The following is a 17,731-nucleotide window of genomic DNA, read 5'->3' as shown; positions in this document are numbered from 1 at the left end:
TATAAATGTAACTAACGCGCGACTTTTCTTTATCGAAAATCGGCATGTTACATAAACTTGCTTTGGGACTTTATTTGCTCTGATTAGCTTTACCGGCTTTAACTGTTCCTTAGTACGGTTTAGACGAACTTTTACTGAGCTCAATAGACTGTTTTATTCGCCTACAAGTTTATGCGCCTTCAAGTTGTTTTTTAGACATAAGAGGTCTTCTATTGGTTACACCTCTATTAATTCACTGCTAAATACCCTTGGTTGCTCATTTTGGCTTGGACTTGTGGAGACTTTAAGAGCATTACTAGCTTTTCGCCAATCAGCTTAGAGCGGGGCGATTGGGTATTAACTATCAGAATTAACGGTCTTACAAATTCATAATCACCATTTTCTATCGTTTCTTTGGAAGGTTTAACGTTATTAATTGATAACAGTGTTACTTTATTAATGCGTCTATCGTCTTCGAGTTTACTTATCGCACCGTAAGAGTCGTAGGCAATCGCGTTTGGAATCCGTTGAACAATGCCCAGCGCTTGGTTGAAATGGTCATATAGGCTCACTCGCTGGTTAGAAAACAAGCCTCTGTTGCCTGCATTTTTTAGTCTTATGTAGTTTGTATCGGGGTCTTTAATGTAATCAAGTTCGAGAAACTCTAAAAACACATCAAAACTGCCGTGATGAGTCCCTTTACTAAAAAGTAGGATCTCATCATTTTTGTTACTTAATTTTGGTGTTTTTGATGACAGGCTAGACCACGTGTTTATTTTACCTTGGTAGATGCTTCTAAGCTCATTACTGGTCAGGTTGTCGATATTCAATGAACTATTGATGAAAAAAGCAAGCGCATCTTGTGCAATCACAATTTGCTTTAAATAAGGCCACTTCTCTTGTTCAATCTTTGTCAGGTATCGTGAACTGCTGCCAATATCAATCACATTGTCGGCAATGGCTTTTATGCCTTTATCACTGCCCATGGGTCTAATTTGTATTGAGTTGCCAAAGCCATTGTGTAACTCGTCCTTAATTTCTACAAGCAGCTCTGTAACGGTCGTTGATCCTGCGATTAAAATCGGTTTCGCATTAATGGGTTCTTCAAGGGCAACCAAGCGGGGCGATAAGGTAAAAATAGCGGTGAGGGTTAATATCTTAAGAGAGTGTATGAGCATGTCTGATAATAGCTCCTTTATAAATCACTAACGTTGACTATAGAGTATAGATTGGCTTTTGTAATTATTATGCTGGTGATTTAATTGAGAAGGCTGCGTATTTACAGGTATAAAAAAACCAGCCAATTGGCTGGTTTTTAACACTAACATTTAAGCTTGCTTAGTAAGTCGCGCTGCCTTTAGTACGTGGGAATGCAATAACGTCACGTACGTTACCCATACCCGTTACATAAGCGACTAAACGCTCAAAGCCTAGGCCAAAACCAGAATGTGGTACTGTGCCGTATTTACGTAGGTCACGATACCAGCTGTAGTCTTCTTTATCTAAGCCCATTTCTTCTAAGCGTTGGTCAAGTACGTCTAAACGTTCTTCACGCTGTGAACCACCAATGATTTCGCCGATACCAGGCGCAACAACATCCATTGCTGCTACTGTTTTGCCATCTTCGTTTTGACGCATGTAGAAGGCTTTAATATCGCGTGGGTAGTTTTTAATAACAACAGGCGCATTAAAATGTTCTTCTGCTAAGTAACGCTCATGCTCTGATTGTAAATCTACACCCCATTCAACAGGGAATTCAAACTGTTTACCACAGGCTTTTAAAATTTCGATAGCGTCAGTGTAGTCAACTTGTGCAAAGTCTTTGGTTACAAACTCTTCTAAACGTGAAATGGCCGTTTTCTCAACACGTTGTGCGAAAAACTCCATGTCGTCACGGCGCTCAGTTAATACGGCATTAAAGACATACTTAAGCATATTTTCAGCAAGCTTTGCGATGTCTTCTAAATCAGCAAACGCAACTTCAGGTTCTACCATCCAAAATTCGGCTAAGTGACGCGATGTGTTTGAGTTCTCAGCACGGAAAGTCGGGCCAAAGGTATAGATTTTAGACATAGCAGACGCATACGTCTCACCGTTCAACTGACCAGATACAGTTAAGAATGCTTCTTTACCAAAGAAGTCTTCACTGTAATCGATATCGCCTTTATCTGTGCGTGGTAGATTTTGCATATCAAGTGTTGATACACGGAACATTTCACCGGCACCTTCACAGTCACTTGCTGTAATGATAGGCGTACTGATCCAGTAAAAACCTTGCTCATGATAAAAACGGTGAATAGCTTGTGCTAAACAGTTACGAACACGTGTTACTGCACCCATAATGTTAGTGCGTGGGCGTAGGTGCGCATGCTCGCGAAGGTATTCAATACTATGACGTTTAGCTGACATAGGGTAGGTGTCTGGGTTTTCTACCCAGCCTAATACTTCAACCGTGTTTGCTTGAATTTCAAACGACTGACCTTGGCCAGCAGATTGCACAAGCACACCTGTTACAGAAACAGAACAACCCGCCGTTAAACGTGTAACTTCATCATAATTATTAAGTGAATTAGGTACTACCGCTTGAATAGGATCAAAACACGAACCGTCATGAACGGCTAAAAATGAAATTCCTGCTTTTGAATCGCGGCGTGTACGGATCCAGCCTTTTACTGTTACTTGGCTGTCTACCGCAACCTTGCCTTTTAATAGCTCTGAAATCGCTAAATGGCTCATCTTCACTCCAATGATATAAGTTGCCTAATATTATAATGCTGTGCATTGCACTTGAATCGACTATCTTACCTTCGTAAATCAAATAAAAAAACTATTCCGGCACACTCTTTAGAAGTTTTTCTTCAATTGGATAAAATAGCATCAATATTTTGCGTTAAAATGACGATTATTTAAATTCTCGCTGCGCTAATTGGTTATTTTGTGGCATTATTATCAATCCTAAACAAGAAATCGTTTCTTATTGTTTTTAACTTATTTGTATTACAGGTGCTATGAAACAAGTTTTTATTCTTCGCGGCTTACCCGGCTCAGGTAAATCATATTATGCGCAAAGCCTTGCCGATGAATTGGTGGCTGGTAATGAAAGTGATTATGTTGTGTGCGCAACCGATGATTATTTTTATAACAGCGAAGGTGTCTATCAATTCGATAAATTTAAGCTCCCTGAATATCATAATTTAAACTTAGCGCGATTTATTAATGCCTTAGCTGAAGAAATCCCCTTGGTGATTGTAGATAACACCAATATAAAAAAATGGGAATTTATTGCCTATGCACAAGCTGCTACGGCGTTAGGTTATCAGGTTAAAGAAGTGATTGTAGGTGAAATCAAAGACAAGTCACTTCAGCATTTATATGCTAAACGCTGTGAGCACAAAGTGCCGCTAAGAATGATAAGCAAAATGGCTTACATGTTTGAATGGTAAAAGGAAGCATACGCTTCCTTTTTTGTGTCTAGAACATATTTTGGCTAATGGCGTCATCAATTGCGCCACACAATTTTTCTAAGCAAGTTTCGCTGCTAATGTACGGTGGCATTAAGTAAATAAGTTTTCCAAATGGGCGGATCCAAACCCCTTTTTCTACAAAAAACTGTTGTATTTTAGCCACATCAACACGGCGGTTTAGCTCTACCACACCAATTGCACCAAGTGTTCGTACATCCACCACATTGGCATGTTGCTTACATTTGCTTAGCTGCTCAGTAAGCACCTCATTAATATGCACAATTTGCTCTTGCCAAGGCTGCTCTAGTAATAAATCAATACTTGCACAGGCAGTTTCACAGGCCAGAGGATTCCCCATAAATGTGGGGCCATGCATAAGTACACCGGCTTCGCCTTCACTTATGCCAACGGCCACCTTTGATGTCGTTAATGTGGCTGATAACGTCATCATCCCTCCGGTGAGTGCTTTACCAATACACATGATATCGGGCTCAATGTCGGCATGTTCAACGGCAAAAAGTTTGCCAGTACGGCCAAACCCAGTGGCAATTTCATCACATATAAGCAGTACATTGTACTGATCGCAAAGTGCTCTTATATGGCGAAGATACTCAGGGTGGTAAAAGTTCATCCCCCCTGCGTTTTGTACTATAGGTTCAATTATAAAAGCGGCGACGTCTTGATGATGCTCTTTAAAGTAAACCTCGAGTGTTTCTGCTTCATGTATATCAAAGGTTTCATTAAAGCGGGAGACGGGGGCGGGTACAAACACATGCTCAGGTAGAAACCCAGAGTACATACTGTGCATAGAGTTAACCGGATCGCATACGCTCATTGCTGCAAAGGTATCACCATGATATCCCTTAAGCGGGGTCATTAATTTTTGTTTGGTTTTAATACCTTGGCTTAACCAATACTGCAATGCCATTTTGATAGCCACTTCGACACTTACAGAGCCGCTGTCTGCTAAAAACACTTTATCTAATGTTGATGGTGTGATCTCAACGAGCTTTTTGGCAAGTTCAACCGCAGGTTTATGGGTTAAACCACCAAACATAACATGGCTCATTTTACCTAACTGTTTGGTAATGGCTTCGTTTAGTACAGGATGACAATAACCGTGAATCGCACTCCACCACGATGCCATACCGTCAATGAGTGCTTCGCCTGTTTCTAAAAAAATGCGGTTCGCTTTTGCATGGCTTACAGGGTAAACGGGAAGCGGGGTGGTCATGGACGTATAAGGGTGCCAAATATGTTCACGATCAAAATCTAAATCAATTGTTTGTTTATTGTGCATATGTAAACTTTGTTCTGCTTGGATTCGTTGACAATGTTACGTCAAGACGTAGACTAAGCCAATCAGACCGTCTTAATAAATTTAAAAAGAGAAGATTATGGAGCACGCAATTGTCCGTCACGATTGGACCCACCAACAAGTAAAAGCATTATTTGATATGCCATTTAACGATTTACTGTTTAAAGCGGCCAGTGTTCACCGCGAAAATTTCAATCCTAATGAAGTTCAAATTTCAACGCTACTTTCTATTAAAACGGGTGCATGCCCAGAAGACTGTAAATACTGCCCACAATCAGGACATTATAAAACAGATCTTGAGCGTGAGCGCCTTATGGAAGTAGAAAAAGTTGTTGAGCAAGCGCGTGCCGCAAAAGAAAAAGGGGCTACGCGTTTTTGTATGGGCGCTGCGTGGTCAGATCCTAAAGATCGTGACATGCCTTACATCGAAAAAATGGTGCAAGAAGTAAAAGAATTAGGCCTTGAAACATGTATGACTTTAGGCATGCTCGATAATCAAAAAGCGCACGCCTTAAAAGAAGCAGGACTTGATTATTACAATCATAACCTAGACACCTCACCAGAATATTACCAACAGATTATTACCACCCGTACTTATCAAGACCGTTTAAATACAATAGACAACGTACGCGATGTAGGCATGAAAGTATGTTCTGGCGGTATTGTTGGCATGGGTGAACAAGCCGCAGACCGTTATGGTTTATTGATGCAACTCGCAAACTTAGATCAGCAACCAGAGAGTGTGCCTATCAATATGCTGGTAAAAGTAAAAGGCACGCCACTGGAAGATGTCGATGACCTTGATCATTTTGAATTTATTCGCACCATCGCTGTGGCACGAATTATGATGCCAAAAAGTTATGTACGTTTATCGGCAGGGCGTACTGCGATGAACGAGCAAATGCAATCGATGTGTTTCTTTGCAGGCGCTAATTCTATTTTCTATGGTGATAAGCTACTCACAACAGAAAACCCAGAAGCGGATGCCGATATGATGCTGATTAAAAAGCTGGGTATGAACCCTGAAAAACGTGAAGATTATTCAGATGAAGCTGTCGCGGCGTCACTTTCTTCAAAAGTGGCCGACAAAGCAACATCAGAACTATTTTACGAAGCTTAAACACGTTATGCCTTTTGAATTTATTGCACAGCATCTTCAAGCGCGTAAAGAAGATGCTTTACTTAGGCAGCGCCAACTGGTCGAAGAGTCAAACGGACGCTTTATTCGTATTGCAGGAAAACAGTACTTAAATTTTGGCAGCAATGATTATTTAGGCTTCGCTGATGAACTCGTTACAGTGAGTGAGCTGCCACTAGGCAGTCACAGTTCAGCATTAGTAAATGGCTATAATAAACCGCAACAGGCTCTTGAGCAGCGCCTATGTGAGTTACTCGGTTATGAAAGTGCCATGCTTTTCAACAGTGGCTTTAGTGCAAATAGCAGTGTGTTAAAAGCCTTGTTTAACGATAAAACTGTGGCGCAATCTGCCGCAATTTTTCAAGATAAACTCAATCATGCTAGTTTGATTGATGGCGGTCTCCATTCTCAAGCGGCGATGGTGCGGTTTAATCATAATGATTTAAAGCACTTAGAGTCACGCATACAAAAATCGAAAGCTAAACATAAACTCATTGTGAGTGAAGGCGTGTTTTCGATGGATGGTGATAAAGCACCTGTTGCACAGCTGTGCGAACTTGCGCATAACTATAATGCCTGGCTAATGATTGATGACGCCCACGGGTTTGGTGTGTTAGGTAAGCACGGGCTTGGTAGCTGTGAAGTGCACAAACCCGATTTATTGATCATTACATTTGGTAAAGCCCTCGCTAGCAGTGGTGCATGCTTGCTGGCGAGTAAATCGGTTATTGATTACATGCTGCAATTTAACCGTGATTATATCTATTCAACAGCCATGTCGCCTGTGATGGCAAGTAGTACGCGTGTACAACTAGAAAAAATACTGGCCGCTGATAATAAACGTATGCAGCTTTTTAAAAATATTGCGTATTTTAAAACATTAGCAAAAGCGAAAAACTTAGCGCTTATGGATTCAGATACAGCAATACAACCATTGGTACTCGGTGATGCCGCACAAACGGTTGATGTGGCGAATAAGCTAAAACAGTGTGGAATTTGGTTAACAGCCATTCGTCCACCAACCGTACCTTTTAATACATCGCGGTTAAGAGTCACACTTAGCAGTGCCCATCAGCTCGATGATATAAACACGTTGGTAGATACGTTAGTGGAGTGCTTATGAGCCAATTAGCACACAGTACTGCTCACGTCGCAAAAGATCACAAGCTGTCCACAGCGAGTCAGTTTTCGAAAGCGGCAGCGCATTACAACAGCCATGCTAACGTTCAAAAGCAAGCAGCAGCGCATTTAATCAAACTGCTTGCGAATAAAAATCAACAGGGCGTTTGCCTCGATTTAGGTGCAGGACCGCTGGTTAATACAGCCCTATTGCAACAATATTTTGCAACGGTAGTGGCGATGGACTTAAGCCACGCCATGTTAAACACCGATAAAAGTCGTGAATATTTAAAGCTGTGTGCCGATATGGATAATTTGCCACTGCAAAAAAACAGTGTTGATTGCGTATTCAGTAATTTTGCCGTGCAATGGTCGGCAGATTTACCCTTGCTTTTTAAACAGCTGTTTGCCGTGCTTAAAGACAATGGTCGGGTGTATTTAAGTTGTGTTATTGCAGGCTCATTACACGAAATTAAACAGGCTTTTTCCTGTTTAGATGACCAGTCTCGTATTAATCAATTTCACTCATCCGACAATGTCACACAGTATGCGAAGGCTGCTGGATTTAAGGTGAATTTTGCAGTAGATACCTGTTATACCGACGCTTATAAAAGCCCACTTGAGGCAATACGTTCAATTAAGGCCATTGGCGCTACGTCATTACACAGTAATAAAAAGCGTCAGGGTCTTTTAACAAAGCAAGCATTGAATAACGTGTGCAAGGCATATCCTCTGGTTGATGGGCATGCTAGAGTGAGTTATCACGTCGTACTTTTAGAATTAGAAAAACAATGAAAGAATTTTTTATCACTGGCACGGACACCGATGCCGGTAAAACCCATGTCACCATTTTATTATTAAAGCTGCTAGCACAACATAAACAACGAGCGGTTGGTTACAAACCTATTGCAGCAGGGGCTGAGATGGCTTTTGGTGAGTTGGTAAATGAAGATGCGCTTACCTTAATGGAAAGCTCGTCTGTTGGCGCTAAGTACACAATTGTGAATCCGTTTACTTATGAACCACCAATTGCTCCGCACATTGCCGCAGCGAAAGTTGGCGATAGACTCACCTTTGAGAAACTAGATAGCGCGTATGAGAATGTGAAAGCACTCAATACTGATTATATTCTGACAGAAGGGGCCGGTGGTTGGTGCTTACCCATTAACGAAACTGACTTGTTATCTGATTGGGTTAAACAGCAAAACCTTAATGTTATTTTGGTTGTAGGCATGAAACTGGGTTGTTTAAATCATGCTTTATTGACTGCCGCTCATTTTAAAGCATCGGGCGTAAACTGTGTAGGGTGGATAGCAAATCATGTTGACCCCACCATGCAAGAACAAGAGGCTAATTTACAGACCCTTAAAAATACTTTACCGTTTCCGCTATTAGGTATTACCCCCTACACAGAAAAAACCCCTAAATTAAATATTTATAAAACCTTACTTGAAATTTTATCCATTCACCCATAATAATTGAGTTGTTACTTTTGACATACTCTGTCACAATTGGTTGCAATTAGTTCCTTGTAACCAATTGCTTTAAAACTAAACTAAAGGTAGTAACAAGCTCAGTTAATTTTATTAACTAACGGTTTTTAATCATGCCGTTAGTTAATACAATTGGTATGTTTATTCTGAGGTTTTTATGAAGCGTGTATTCTTGTTTCTACTGACTAACTTAGCGGTCATGCTAGTGTTAGGCATTGTGTTGTCTATTGTGATGAGTGTACTGGGTATTAGTCATCGCAGTTTAGGCGGCATTCTAGTCATTTCGACCGTATTTGGTTTTGGCGGCTCATTTATTTCGTTATTTATGTCGAAATGGATGGCTAAAAAGTCAACGGGCGCTCATGTTATTGAACAGCCTCGTTCAGAAACTGAACAATGGCTTGTTTCAACTGTGGCTGCACAGGCTAAAAAAGCAGGCATTGCAATGCCTGAAGTGGCCATTTACGACAGCCCAGAAATGAACGCATTTGCAACCGGGCCCAGTAAAAACAACTCGTTAGTTGCTGTGAGTACAGGTTTATTACACAACATGAATCAAGACCAAGCGGAAGCTGTTTTGGCGCATGAAGTATCGCATATTGCTAATGGTGACATGGTCACGCTTACGCTTATTCAAGGCGTGGTGAATACCTTTGTTATCTTTATGGCAAAAGTATTGGCAGGTATTGTTGATAACTTTATCAATAGCGATGAAGAAGAAGGTGGCAGTAGCTGGACTTACTTCTTGTTTGATATGATTTTCCAAATGTTATTTGGTGTATTAGCGAGTGTGATTGTGGCCTATTATAGCCGTAAACGTGAGTTTTCGGCGGATGCAGGCGCTGCAAAACTTGTTGGCGCAGATAAAATGCGCAGCGCACTTGAGCGTTTAAAGCAAAACCACCCATCGCAACTAGAAGGTTCAATGATGGCATTTGGTATTGCAAGCGGTAAAGGTGTCGCTGAGTTATTCTCATCTCACCCGCCACTTGATGAGCGTATTAACGCCTTACGTTAGATAAACTGATAACGTGAGTTTCTAATTAACACATTAAAAAGCCAGCTTATTGCTGGCTTTTTGTTTTTATTCACTTTGACTTTTTTCTCTTTCGAGTTGCTGTGGTAGTAATACTTCAACGATTTCTCTGGCTGGCAGTGTGTATCTCACACCGTCAAACATGACCGATGTGTGCTCATCAATACTCGTGATGCCTGTTAAGGTCCAGCCTTCGCCTCGTTCTTTGCAATAAACAGTGGTGGTTGGTTGAATTACTTTAAATTCTTCACTCATCGTACTAAACCTAATTGCTTGTAATTGCGCTTATAGTAAGACAATAATGCCTGCTCATAAAGTAAAAAGAAGAAATAGACGTGTCTTGTGATGACAACTATGCCTACGATTTAAGGCCCATACGCCATAAAGATTGCCAAGCAATATGGGAGATTTTAAAAGATCCTCAAGTGCAGTCATTTAATGACTATAAAAGTGATTTAACAAAAGGTGACGTATACGATTTTATTCAAGGTGATATCGAAGGTTTTTATAACCAGCAAGGTATACGTTTAGTGATTGTTTTACGAAGCAATGGCTTAGTAATTGGCAGTATTGGGCTATTTAACATAATAGATGGGCAGGGTGTGTTAGGCTTTGAACTCGCATCTCACTACTTTGGTAAGGGGATAATGCAAAAAGTGCTGTTAGAGTTTTTTCAAAAACTAAATGTGTTTATAACACCCCCTGTCGATAAAGTGCATGCAATTGTTCAACCCGAGAATACAGCTTGCATAAAGCTGCTTGCAAAATGTGGTTTTGAACTTAGCAATGAGCTATGGACAAAACACATCACTTAAAGGTGTTATTATAGTACAAGCTTGTTATGGCAAAATGGCTACTATAAAATGAGCGCCTGTTTAATGAGAGGACCTTAAGTCGGTATGGCCAAAGCTAAACCTGTTTCGACTATTGAAAGTTATGGCATCTACAGTCATTGGGATGCAAAAGAAAAAGACCTACCACAAATCACTGAATTTACCACGGATGTGCCAGCCGAGTTAGATATCGAATTTGGCTTTATTGTTAGTATCAAAAAAGCAAAAGGCCAAAAAATTAAGTTCTGTGTGTATCATCCAAATATTCCCGATGATGACGGTGAAATAATGCCGCCATTTGAAGGTGAAGAGTATGTGAAAACAAACGACTGGCAGTTTTACTTAGGCGATACTATCTGGGCGCCTGTTGATAATAAAGTGGGTATTTGGCGCATGACTATTGAGCTAAATGGCCATATAATTGCTGATAAATCGTTTAACTTACTGAAACCAAGCGAAGGCTCAGCCAACGATTTTTGGAAGCATCGCGGCTATTAAAAACCACAAGAGGGAATATGTACCAAGGAAGCTGTTTGTGTAGCAAAGTAACGGTAACAATTGCTGGTGGCATAGATTCAATTATTCATTGCCATTGCTCACTATGCCGTAAAAATTCGGGTACCGCTTATGCGACGAATGGGTTTATTCGCCGTGATGGGTTTGCAATTACACAAGGTAAGCAGTATCTGAGTGCGTTTGAATTTAAAGCCGGTAGAATACGTTATTTTTGTCGCTGTTGTGGCTCGCCTATTTACAGTGAAAATAAAGAGGATATGAGTCGTTTGCGTATACGCTTAGGTCTATTGGACAGCGATATTACAGAGCGTCCGATTAGTCATAACTTTGTCAGTTCGAAAGCCAATTGGGATACCTTCGACAGTGATATTCCATGCTATGATGGTTTTGAACCAAGCAGACGTAAGTAACCATTATGATAGCCACGACGCCCAAACCCCCGTATTACGCAGTTATATTTACGAATACCTTATCTGAGAACACCGCAGGCTATGAAGAAATGGCTAACCGTATGGTTGAGCTTGCCGAGCAACAACCTGGTTTTTTAGGCATGGAATCAGTGCGTGATGGTGTAGGGATTACCGTTTCTTACTGGCAAAGCCTAGATGCTATTAAGTCGTGGAAACAACATGTTGAGCACCTCAACGTTCAACAACTTGGTCGCGATAAATGGTATAACGCATTTACAACACGTATCGCAAAAGTAGAACGTGAATACTCGCTGTAGAATAGCAGTAACAATAAGAACACATCATACTCTATGTTTGTTAATTACACTCTCAGCAATTGAGTGGGGAAGTATAATAGTTAATCGCAAGAACGATGGTTCAAGCCCTAAGTAACATCTAATTTAGTTGAATTAACTTTGCAGAGCTGAGTTAATTTTGTTTATCTTTTGCATTTTTGTCGCTTCTTTATTACCAATAACATGTCTTAATTTCGTGCATAAACCCCTGTTGCATTTTGCACCCAGTTACCAGCAAGCCGCATACGTAATATCAGAACAGTGACTTAATTTCTCCCCATGACATCGACAATACGTTAGGTATGAAAAGCTCGCAAAATAGAGGAGTAGGGAAAAAATAAGAGTTTTCACAATGGTGTTATCGATAACATCTTTTATGTGTATGTATTTATATTCAATTAGCTTTTAATGATTTGAATGTAATTATCGTTATTGCAGTGTCGTACAGGGTACGTTGGCAGAGAGTTATTTATCTAAAAAATAAAGCCCACGCATGTGGGCTCTAAATTAAAACTTAATTACAATGTGTAATTGAAGCCGATGGCAATACCATCATCTTCGGTTTGCGACATTTGAGCTTCTTGCTCTGCATCATTGCTTGAAAAGTCACTAAAGTCTTTACGCGCTTCGATATACAAAATCGTGTCTTTGCCCATGAAATAGTGTGCGCCTAAAACTGCAAACTGACGCTTGAACACATCCTCAGGATCTGCATTAAAGTTTGGCTGGATCACGTAATCGTCACCGGCATCAAACACGTTATAGGCAACAAAAGTACGTAAATTATTGTCGAATCGATAACTTAAAATTGATTCTAACCCGACAGCGTCTTTTATTAAGCGGCCAATGTTATCGGTGTCGTGGTTTTCGTTTTTGTTTATGTTGGCCGATGCATACCAGCCCGGTTTATAAAAGTCACCATAGGTAATGCCCGCACCATAAATTAGATCAGTGACCGATTGATTGCGCCCACCGGCGTATAAAACATCAAATTGTCCACGGTTTACACCCGCTGTTAATTTTAAATTATCAGTAGCAAAATAGGTGAGGACAGCACCATAGGTTGAATTAAACTCTACTTTTTGCGCAGCGTTATTGCCTTGGTTCCAAAGCACTTCACATGAACTTCGTGATATATCGGCAATATCACATGTATAAAAATCATCAGATTTTAACTGGGCTTGCAGTGCAACATGAAACTTACCCCATGTATTACGGTATTGCAGTACTTTATCACCTCGACCGGTGCCGTTTACTGCACCATCGTCTTTATTATACGTATACACGCCAGCTGCGTTACCATCCCACACTAAACTAAAATTAGTGTTATAAACAACGTCATACCAAGCACCCCATTGTTTACCCAGCGTAATTTGACCATAGTCATCGTGCTTAATACCGACATAACCTAATCGGTTATATAAAAACTCATCCTGAATTGATTCAAAGCGATTATTATAAATAATGTCACTACTGCCTACCGGGTTTACGCCCCATTCTAGTAATGCAAATGCATGCCATCCATTTTGTAATTGGCGCTTAAAATCAAAATTAATGCGTGACGCACCATTAACAACTTCTGTCTGACCTTGCGTGTTTATAATACGCGCATCGATAAAGCCGCCTACTGTGACACTGTTCGTTTCATCTTTGTATATTTCGATTGCATCCACAGTGTAACTTGTGAATAAACCAGCAATCAGTGTGGCAGCGAGTGTTCTTTTCATAGAGTACCTTGTTTTATTATTGTCCCTAAGAGGTATAAATTAACTAAAACATGAAGACTATCAAAGCTAAAATAAGGTAAAAAGTGAAAAAATATCATGAAAGGTACAGCCTTTGTGGAATATTTATTCATTTTCAGTTCACTTCATTGAATAATCAACGTGTTAGTCAGACTAAAAAATAGACACTTTTTGACTAAGTGTTCTTAGCATTAATTTAGTATTGGGTGTGTCTGCACCTAATCCATACAATAAAGTCATAAAATAACAATCAAGCAAGATTGCGGCTTTTACTTTGTTAAATTGTGGTTGGTCAGCAAAAACTAATGAATGCATTAGATCCATATGCTGCTGTTGAAATGTTTGCGAAAACAATCGTTGGCTAAAAAGCACTTTATAAAAACGATGGTGCAAACAATAAAATTGATAAAAATATTGTGCATAGTGATTAAGCTTAAGTCGGGGAGGGCGATGTATATCGGTCTCTTTTGCACGCTCTAACACATCTTTAAAACGCATGCCTAAACACGCCTCTAAAATTGCCACCTTATCAGAAAAATGATTAAACAAAGTGCCAACAGCAATACCGCTTGCTGTAGATATTTGCCTGGTTGACGTGTCGTTAAAGCCACTTTCAGTAAAGAGACTCCACGCTTCGTTCAGTATCCGTGAGTGCGTTTGATCGTGCTTTGTCATGTTTAGCCCATTGATTTATATTGCTAAATTTTTAAATGAGCGCGCTCATAAATAAAAGTGAGCACGCTCATTAAAGGTAGACTGCCCATTTGAAATTGTAAAATCACTGCGCTTATTTAAAGAAACTTTCATGGCGTGCAAAGCGGCTTTAGTTTAAAATTGCACGCAGTTTTATTTTTACTTTTACCCGCTGGAGGGTACCGCTATCATTAGTACAGCTAATATCACCATGCAATTTGGTGCTAAACCTTTATTCGAAAATATCTCAGCTAAATTTGGCGATGGCAACCGCTATGGTCTAATCGGTGCAAATGGCTGTGGTAAATCAACGTTCATGAAAATCCTCAGTGGTGAGCTTGAGCCATCAGCAGGAAATGTCAGCACAGATCCAAACGAACGTATCGCAAAACTAAACCAAGACCAGTTTGCTTACGAAGAGTTTTCTGTTATCGACACGGTTATCATGGGTCATAAAGAGCTGTGGGAAGTAAAAAAAGAGCGTGATCGTATTTATAGCTTACCCGAAATGAGCGAAGAAGACGGTATGAAAGTAGCCGATCTTGAGACCGAATTTGCTGAAATGGACGGTTATTCTGCTGAAGCTAAAGCAGGTGAGTTACTTATTGGCGTAGGTATTGGCACTGAACAGCATTACGGTCCAATGTCTGAAATTGCCCCTGGCTTTAAACTGCGTGTGTTACTTGCTCAAGTACTGTTCTCTGACCCAGATATCATGTTACTGGATGAGCCTACCAATAACTTGGATATTTACACTATTAAATGGTTAGAAGACGTGTTAAACCAACGCGACTGCACCATGATTATCATTTCGCACGACCGTCATTTCTTAAACTCAGTGTGTACACACATGGCTGATATCGATTACGGTGAATTACGTATTTACCCAGGTAATTACGATGAATATATGTTTGCTGCAACACAGGCTCGCGAACGTTTACTAAGCGAAAACGCCAAGAAGAAAAGCCAAATTGCTGAACTTCAACAATTTGTATCGCGTTTCTCTGCAAATGCTTCTAAAGCAAAGCAAGCTACATCACGCGCTAAACAAATTGATAAAATTCAGCTTGAAGAAGTAAAAGCGTCATCACGTCAGAGCCCGTTTATTCGCTTTGAACAAGAAAAGCAATTATTCCGTAATGCACTTGAGTTAACTAACCTTGCACAAGGCTTTGACGAGATGCTTTTCAGCGGCCTTGAGGGCTTAGTGGAAGTGGGCGAGCGCATTGCGATTATCGGTGAAAATGGTGTTGGTAAAACAACACTTTTAAACACTCTAGCTGGGCGTTTAGCACCTAAGCAAGGTGAGTTTAAATGGTCTGATAACGCGAACATTGGTTATTATGCACAAGACCATGCAGATGAGTTCGAAAAAGACATGAACTTGTTTGAATGGATGGAACAATGGCAACAAGCAGGCGATGATGAGCAAGTTGTTCGTGGTTTCCTTGGTCGTATGCTGTTTTCACAAAACGACATCAAAAAATCGGTAAAAGTCATTTCAGGTGGTGAGCAAGGCCGTATGTTGTTTGGTAAAATTATGATGCATAAACCAAACATTTTGTTAATGGATGAGCCAACCAACCACATGGATATGGAATCTATCGAAGCGCTAAACTTAGCCCTTGAAGCGTACGAAGGTACATTATTGTTCGTTTCACACGATAGACAGTTTGTATCATCACTTGCAAATCGTATTTGGGAGATTAAAGACGGTAAAATTATCGACTTTAAGGGAACATATACTGAGTACCTAGCAAGTAAAGAAGCGTAATCGTTAAGTTACTGCTTAAAAGCCATGCAAGTCATGGCTTTTTTGTGCTTCTAGAGTCGCATCTTTATGTGACTTAGGTATATAATACACGCCACAAAATAAGGACAAAAGTCCGCTTTTATACCAATTTGCATGATTAAATTATCAGTTGGTATTAATCGCTTTTTTATAAAATAAATTGATTGAGGTGTAAATATGACTGTTGGCATTATTATGGGTTCCAAATCAGATTGGCCAACGATGGAACATGCGGCGTTAATGCTTGAAAAATTCGGCATTGAATACGAAACCAAAGTTGTTTCTGCACACCGTACTCCTCAATTACTTGCCGATTATGCAAGCTCAGCTGCTGAGCGTGGTATAAAAATTATTATAGCGGGTGCCGGTGGTGCTGCGCACTTACCTGGTATGGCTGCAGCGTTTACCTCGCTACCTGTATTAGGTGTGCCTGTTAAATCTAAAACGCTAAACGGTGTTGATTCATTATTATCTATCTGCCAAATGCCTAAAGGTGTTGCTGTAGGTACGCTTGCTATTGGTGAAGCCGGTGCGGCAAACGCGGGTCTACTCGCTGCACAAATTTTAGGTTGCCAACAGCCTGAAATCTTCGCAAAAGTAGAAGCATTCCGCAAAGAACAAACAGAGACTATTTTAGCTAACCCAAATCCTGCAGAGTAATATGAATATTTTGATTTTAGGTGCAGGTCAGCTAGCTCGTATGATGAGTTTAGCGGGCGCACCGCTTGATTTAAACGTGGTTGCTTACGATGTAGGCAGTGAAAAAATTATTCACCCTTTAACGGGTGAAGTTCACAGCAGCACATTACAACAAGCAATCGATAATGCAGATGCTATTACCGCAGAGTTTGAGCACATTCCCGATGATGTATTAACACTGTGTTGTCAAAGCAATAAGTTTTACCCGGGCAAAGCAGCCATAAAAACTGGCGGCGACCGTGCATTAGAAAAAGCGTTACTCGATAAAACACACGTAGAGTGTGCGCCTTATCAATTAATCACCGAAAAAGCACATTTAATTGCCGCAGTTGAACGTTTAGGCAAACCGCTGGTAATTAAAACTTGCCAAGCTGGTTACGACGGAAAAGGCCAGTGGCGTTTAAAATCAGATGACGAAATTGAACAAATCTGGTCTGAAATGGCAGACTTTATTGCTTCAGGTACTGACTCTGCGCCACATTCAATCATTGCTGAAAAGATGATCCCATTTGACCGTGAAGTATCAATCATTGGTGCACGCGACAAAGCAGGGAACACGGTTATTTACCCATTAACCGAAAATCAGCATACCAACGGTGTATTAACGCTATCTGTTGCTGGCAAAGAAAAAGCGGCCATTCAAGAGCAAGCTGAGCGCGCGTTTAATAAATTAGCGCAAGAGCTTGATTATGTAGGTGTGTTAGCGATTGAATTCTTTGATGTGCAAGGTACATTGCTCGTTAATGAAATTGCGCCACGTGTGCATAACTCGGGTCACTGGACGCAGCAGGGCACTCACTGTTCGCAGTTTGAAAACCATATGCGCGCAGTGGCGGGTTTACCTCTTGGTAGCACGGAGTTACTTCGCCCAACAGCGATGATTAACGTATTAGGCCAACCGTCTATTCCTCAATCAGTGCTGGCTACACAAGACGTTACGAGTCATTGGTATGGCAAAACAGCAAAGCCGGGGCGCAAAATGGGGCACATTAATGTCTCTGCAGATAATCTTCATCAACTGGGTGAGCGTTTAGCGGCCCTTGCCGAAATTCTACCAGAAGAAGATTACCCAGATGTCGCAAACACCAGTACACAGTTGATTTTAAACTAATCAGTTTAAATTGCTAAAAGCCGAGCTCTTCTCGGCTTTTTAATGCCATT

19 protein-coding genes are annotated in these 17,731 nt (G+C 40.6%); 13 read left to right on the top strand and 6 right to left on the bottom strand.

Going from position 1 to position 17,731, the window contains the following annotated elements; genetic code table 11:
- Nucleotides 1-227: 227 nt before the first annotated feature.
- Nucleotides 228-1,157 (bottom strand): PstS family phosphate ABC transporter substrate-binding protein, encoded by a 930-nt coding sequence (locus IT970_RS08190; protein ID WP_065979950.1) that lies wholly within the window; start codon nt 1,155-1,157, stop codon nt 228-230.
- Between the two features lie 160 nt (nt 1,158-1,317).
- Entirely contained in the window at nt 1,318-2,715 is a 1,398-nt protein-coding gene (gene asnS / locus IT970_RS08185; protein ID WP_036968310.1) for an asparagine--tRNA ligase, read from the bottom strand.
- Between the two features lie 272 nt (nt 2,716-2,987).
- Here asnS and IT970_RS08180 point away from each other — a divergent pair, with 272 nt between their 5' ends.
- Nucleotides 2,988-3,422 (top strand): ATP-binding protein, encoded by a 435-nt coding sequence (locus IT970_RS08180; protein ID WP_036968312.1) that lies wholly within the window; start codon nt 2,988-2,990, stop codon nt 3,420-3,422.
- A gap of 28 nt (nt 3,423-3,450) precedes the next feature.
- Here IT970_RS08180 and bioA read toward each other — a convergent pair whose 3' ends face one another.
- Nucleotides 3,451-4,743 (bottom strand): adenosylmethionine--8-amino-7-oxononanoate transaminase, encoded by a 1,293-nt coding sequence (bioA, locus tag IT970_RS08175; protein ID WP_196857767.1) that lies wholly within the window; start codon nt 4,741-4,743, stop codon nt 3,451-3,453.
- 97 nt (nt 4,744-4,840) lie between these two features.
- Between bioA and bioB the strand changes: the two genes are divergently transcribed.
- The 5 genes from bioB (at nt 4,841) to htpX (ending at nt 9,529) form a co-directional block, all read left to right on the top strand.
- On the top strand, nt 4,841-5,881 hold the full coding sequence (bioB, locus tag IT970_RS08170) for a biotin synthase BioB (RefSeq protein WP_196857766.1): 1,041 nt from the start codon (nt 4,841-4,843) through the stop codon (nt 5,879-5,881).
- Between the two features lie 7 nt (nt 5,882-5,888).
- Nucleotides 5,889-7,022 carry an aminotransferase class I/II-fold pyridoxal phosphate-dependent enzyme gene (locus IT970_RS08165; RefSeq protein ID WP_196857765.1) on the top strand — a complete coding sequence of 378 codons (1,134 nt, stop codon included), beginning with the start codon at nt 5,889-5,891 and terminating at the stop codon, nt 7,020-7,022.
- The gene (locus IT970_RS08160; protein ID WP_036968326.1) at nt 7,019-7,813 is read left to right on the top strand and encodes a methyltransferase domain-containing protein; all 795 of its coding nucleotides are present in this window, start codon (nt 7,019-7,021) and stop codon (nt 7,811-7,813) included. Before IT970_RS08165 ends, IT970_RS08160 begins: the two co-directional genes overlap by 4 nt.
- Nucleotides 7,810-8,493, top strand: coding sequence for a dethiobiotin synthase (gene bioD, locus IT970_RS08155; RefSeq protein ID WP_196857764.1), 684 nt, complete (start codon nt 7,810-7,812; stop codon nt 8,491-8,493). The genes IT970_RS08160 and bioD overlap by 4 nt, the downstream gene beginning before the upstream one ends.
- Before the next feature lie 175 nt (nt 8,494-8,668).
- On the top strand, nt 8,669-9,529 hold the full coding sequence (htpX, locus tag IT970_RS08150) for a protease HtpX (protein ID WP_036968332.1): 861 nt from the start codon (nt 8,669-8,671) through the stop codon (nt 9,527-9,529).
- Nucleotides 9,530-9,595: 66 nt separating this feature from the next.
- On the opposite strand, the gene IT970_RS08145 is transcribed toward htpX, so the two are convergent.
- A complete protein-coding gene (locus tag IT970_RS08145) occupies nt 9,596-9,802 on the bottom strand; it encodes a hypothetical protein (protein ID WP_036968335.1) in 207 nt (68 codons plus the stop codon).
- Nucleotides 9,803-9,882: 80 nt separating this feature from the next.
- On the opposite strand from IT970_RS08145, the gene IT970_RS08140 reads away from it, so the two are divergent.
- The 4 genes from IT970_RS08140 (at nt 9,883) to IT970_RS08125 (ending at nt 11,623) form a co-directional block, all read left to right on the top strand.
- Complete coding sequence (locus IT970_RS08140) at nt 9,883-10,362, top strand: GNAT family N-acetyltransferase (RefSeq protein ID WP_196857763.1); 480 nt, start codon at nt 9,883-9,885, stop codon at nt 10,360-10,362.
- 84 nt (nt 10,363-10,446) lie between these two features.
- On the top strand, nt 10,447-10,878 hold the full coding sequence (locus IT970_RS08135; protein ID WP_196857762.1) for a DUF3859 domain-containing protein: 432 nt from the start codon (nt 10,447-10,449) through the stop codon (nt 10,876-10,878).
- A gap of 17 nt (nt 10,879-10,895) precedes the next feature.
- The gene (locus IT970_RS08130) at nt 10,896-11,306 is read left to right on the top strand and encodes a GFA family protein (RefSeq protein WP_180310836.1); all 411 of its coding nucleotides are present in this window, start codon (nt 10,896-10,898) and stop codon (nt 11,304-11,306) included.
- A gap of 5 nt (nt 11,307-11,311) precedes the next feature.
- Nucleotides 11,312-11,623, top strand: coding sequence for an antibiotic biosynthesis monooxygenase family protein (locus IT970_RS08125; RefSeq protein ID WP_196857761.1), 312 nt, complete (start codon nt 11,312-11,314; stop codon nt 11,621-11,623).
- Between the two features lie 536 nt (nt 11,624-12,159).
- On the opposite strand, the gene IT970_RS08120 is transcribed toward IT970_RS08125, so the two are convergent.
- Both IT970_RS08120 and IT970_RS08115 read right to left on the bottom strand, forming a co-directional pair.
- On the bottom strand, nt 12,160-13,368 hold the full coding sequence (locus IT970_RS08120; RefSeq protein WP_196857760.1) for a porin: 1,209 nt from the start codon (nt 13,366-13,368) through the stop codon (nt 12,160-12,162).
- A 171-nt stretch (nt 13,369-13,539) separates the two neighbouring features.
- Complete coding sequence (locus tag IT970_RS08115) at nt 13,540-14,061, bottom strand: TetR/AcrR family transcriptional regulator (RefSeq protein WP_196857759.1); 522 nt, start codon at nt 14,059-14,061, stop codon at nt 13,540-13,542.
- Nucleotides 14,062-14,266: 205 nt separating this feature from the next.
- Here IT970_RS08115 and IT970_RS08110 point away from each other — a divergent pair, with 205 nt between their 5' ends.
- The 3 genes from IT970_RS08110 to IT970_RS08100 all read left to right on the top strand — a co-directional run bounded on the left by IT970_RS08110 (nt 14,267) and on the right by IT970_RS08100 (nt 17,681).
- Nucleotides 14,267-15,853: an ABC-F family ATPase gene (locus IT970_RS08110; protein WP_196857786.1), complete on the top strand. Its 1,587-nt coding sequence runs from the start codon at nt 14,267-14,269 to the stop codon at nt 15,851-15,853.
- 195 nt (nt 15,854-16,048) lie between these two features.
- Nucleotides 16,049-16,531 (top strand): 5-(carboxyamino)imidazole ribonucleotide mutase, encoded by a 483-nt coding sequence (purE, locus tag IT970_RS08105; protein ID WP_065979940.1) that lies wholly within the window; start codon nt 16,049-16,051, stop codon nt 16,529-16,531.
- Nucleotide 16,532: 1 nt separating this feature from the next.
- Nucleotides 16,533-17,681, top strand: coding sequence for a 5-(carboxyamino)imidazole ribonucleotide synthase (locus IT970_RS08100; protein ID WP_196857758.1), 1,149 nt, complete (start codon nt 16,533-16,535; stop codon nt 17,679-17,681).
- The last annotated feature ends 50 nt before the right edge of the window (nt 17,682-17,731 follow it).

This window comes from Pseudoalteromonas sp. A41-2 (assembly GCF_015767615.1).
GTDB lineage: Bacteria > Pseudomonadota > Gammaproteobacteria > Enterobacterales > Alteromonadaceae > Pseudoalteromonas > Pseudoalteromonas lipolytica.
The sequence above is the reverse complement of the archived record's forward strand: the minus strand, read 5'-3'. Positions and strand labels throughout refer to the sequence as shown.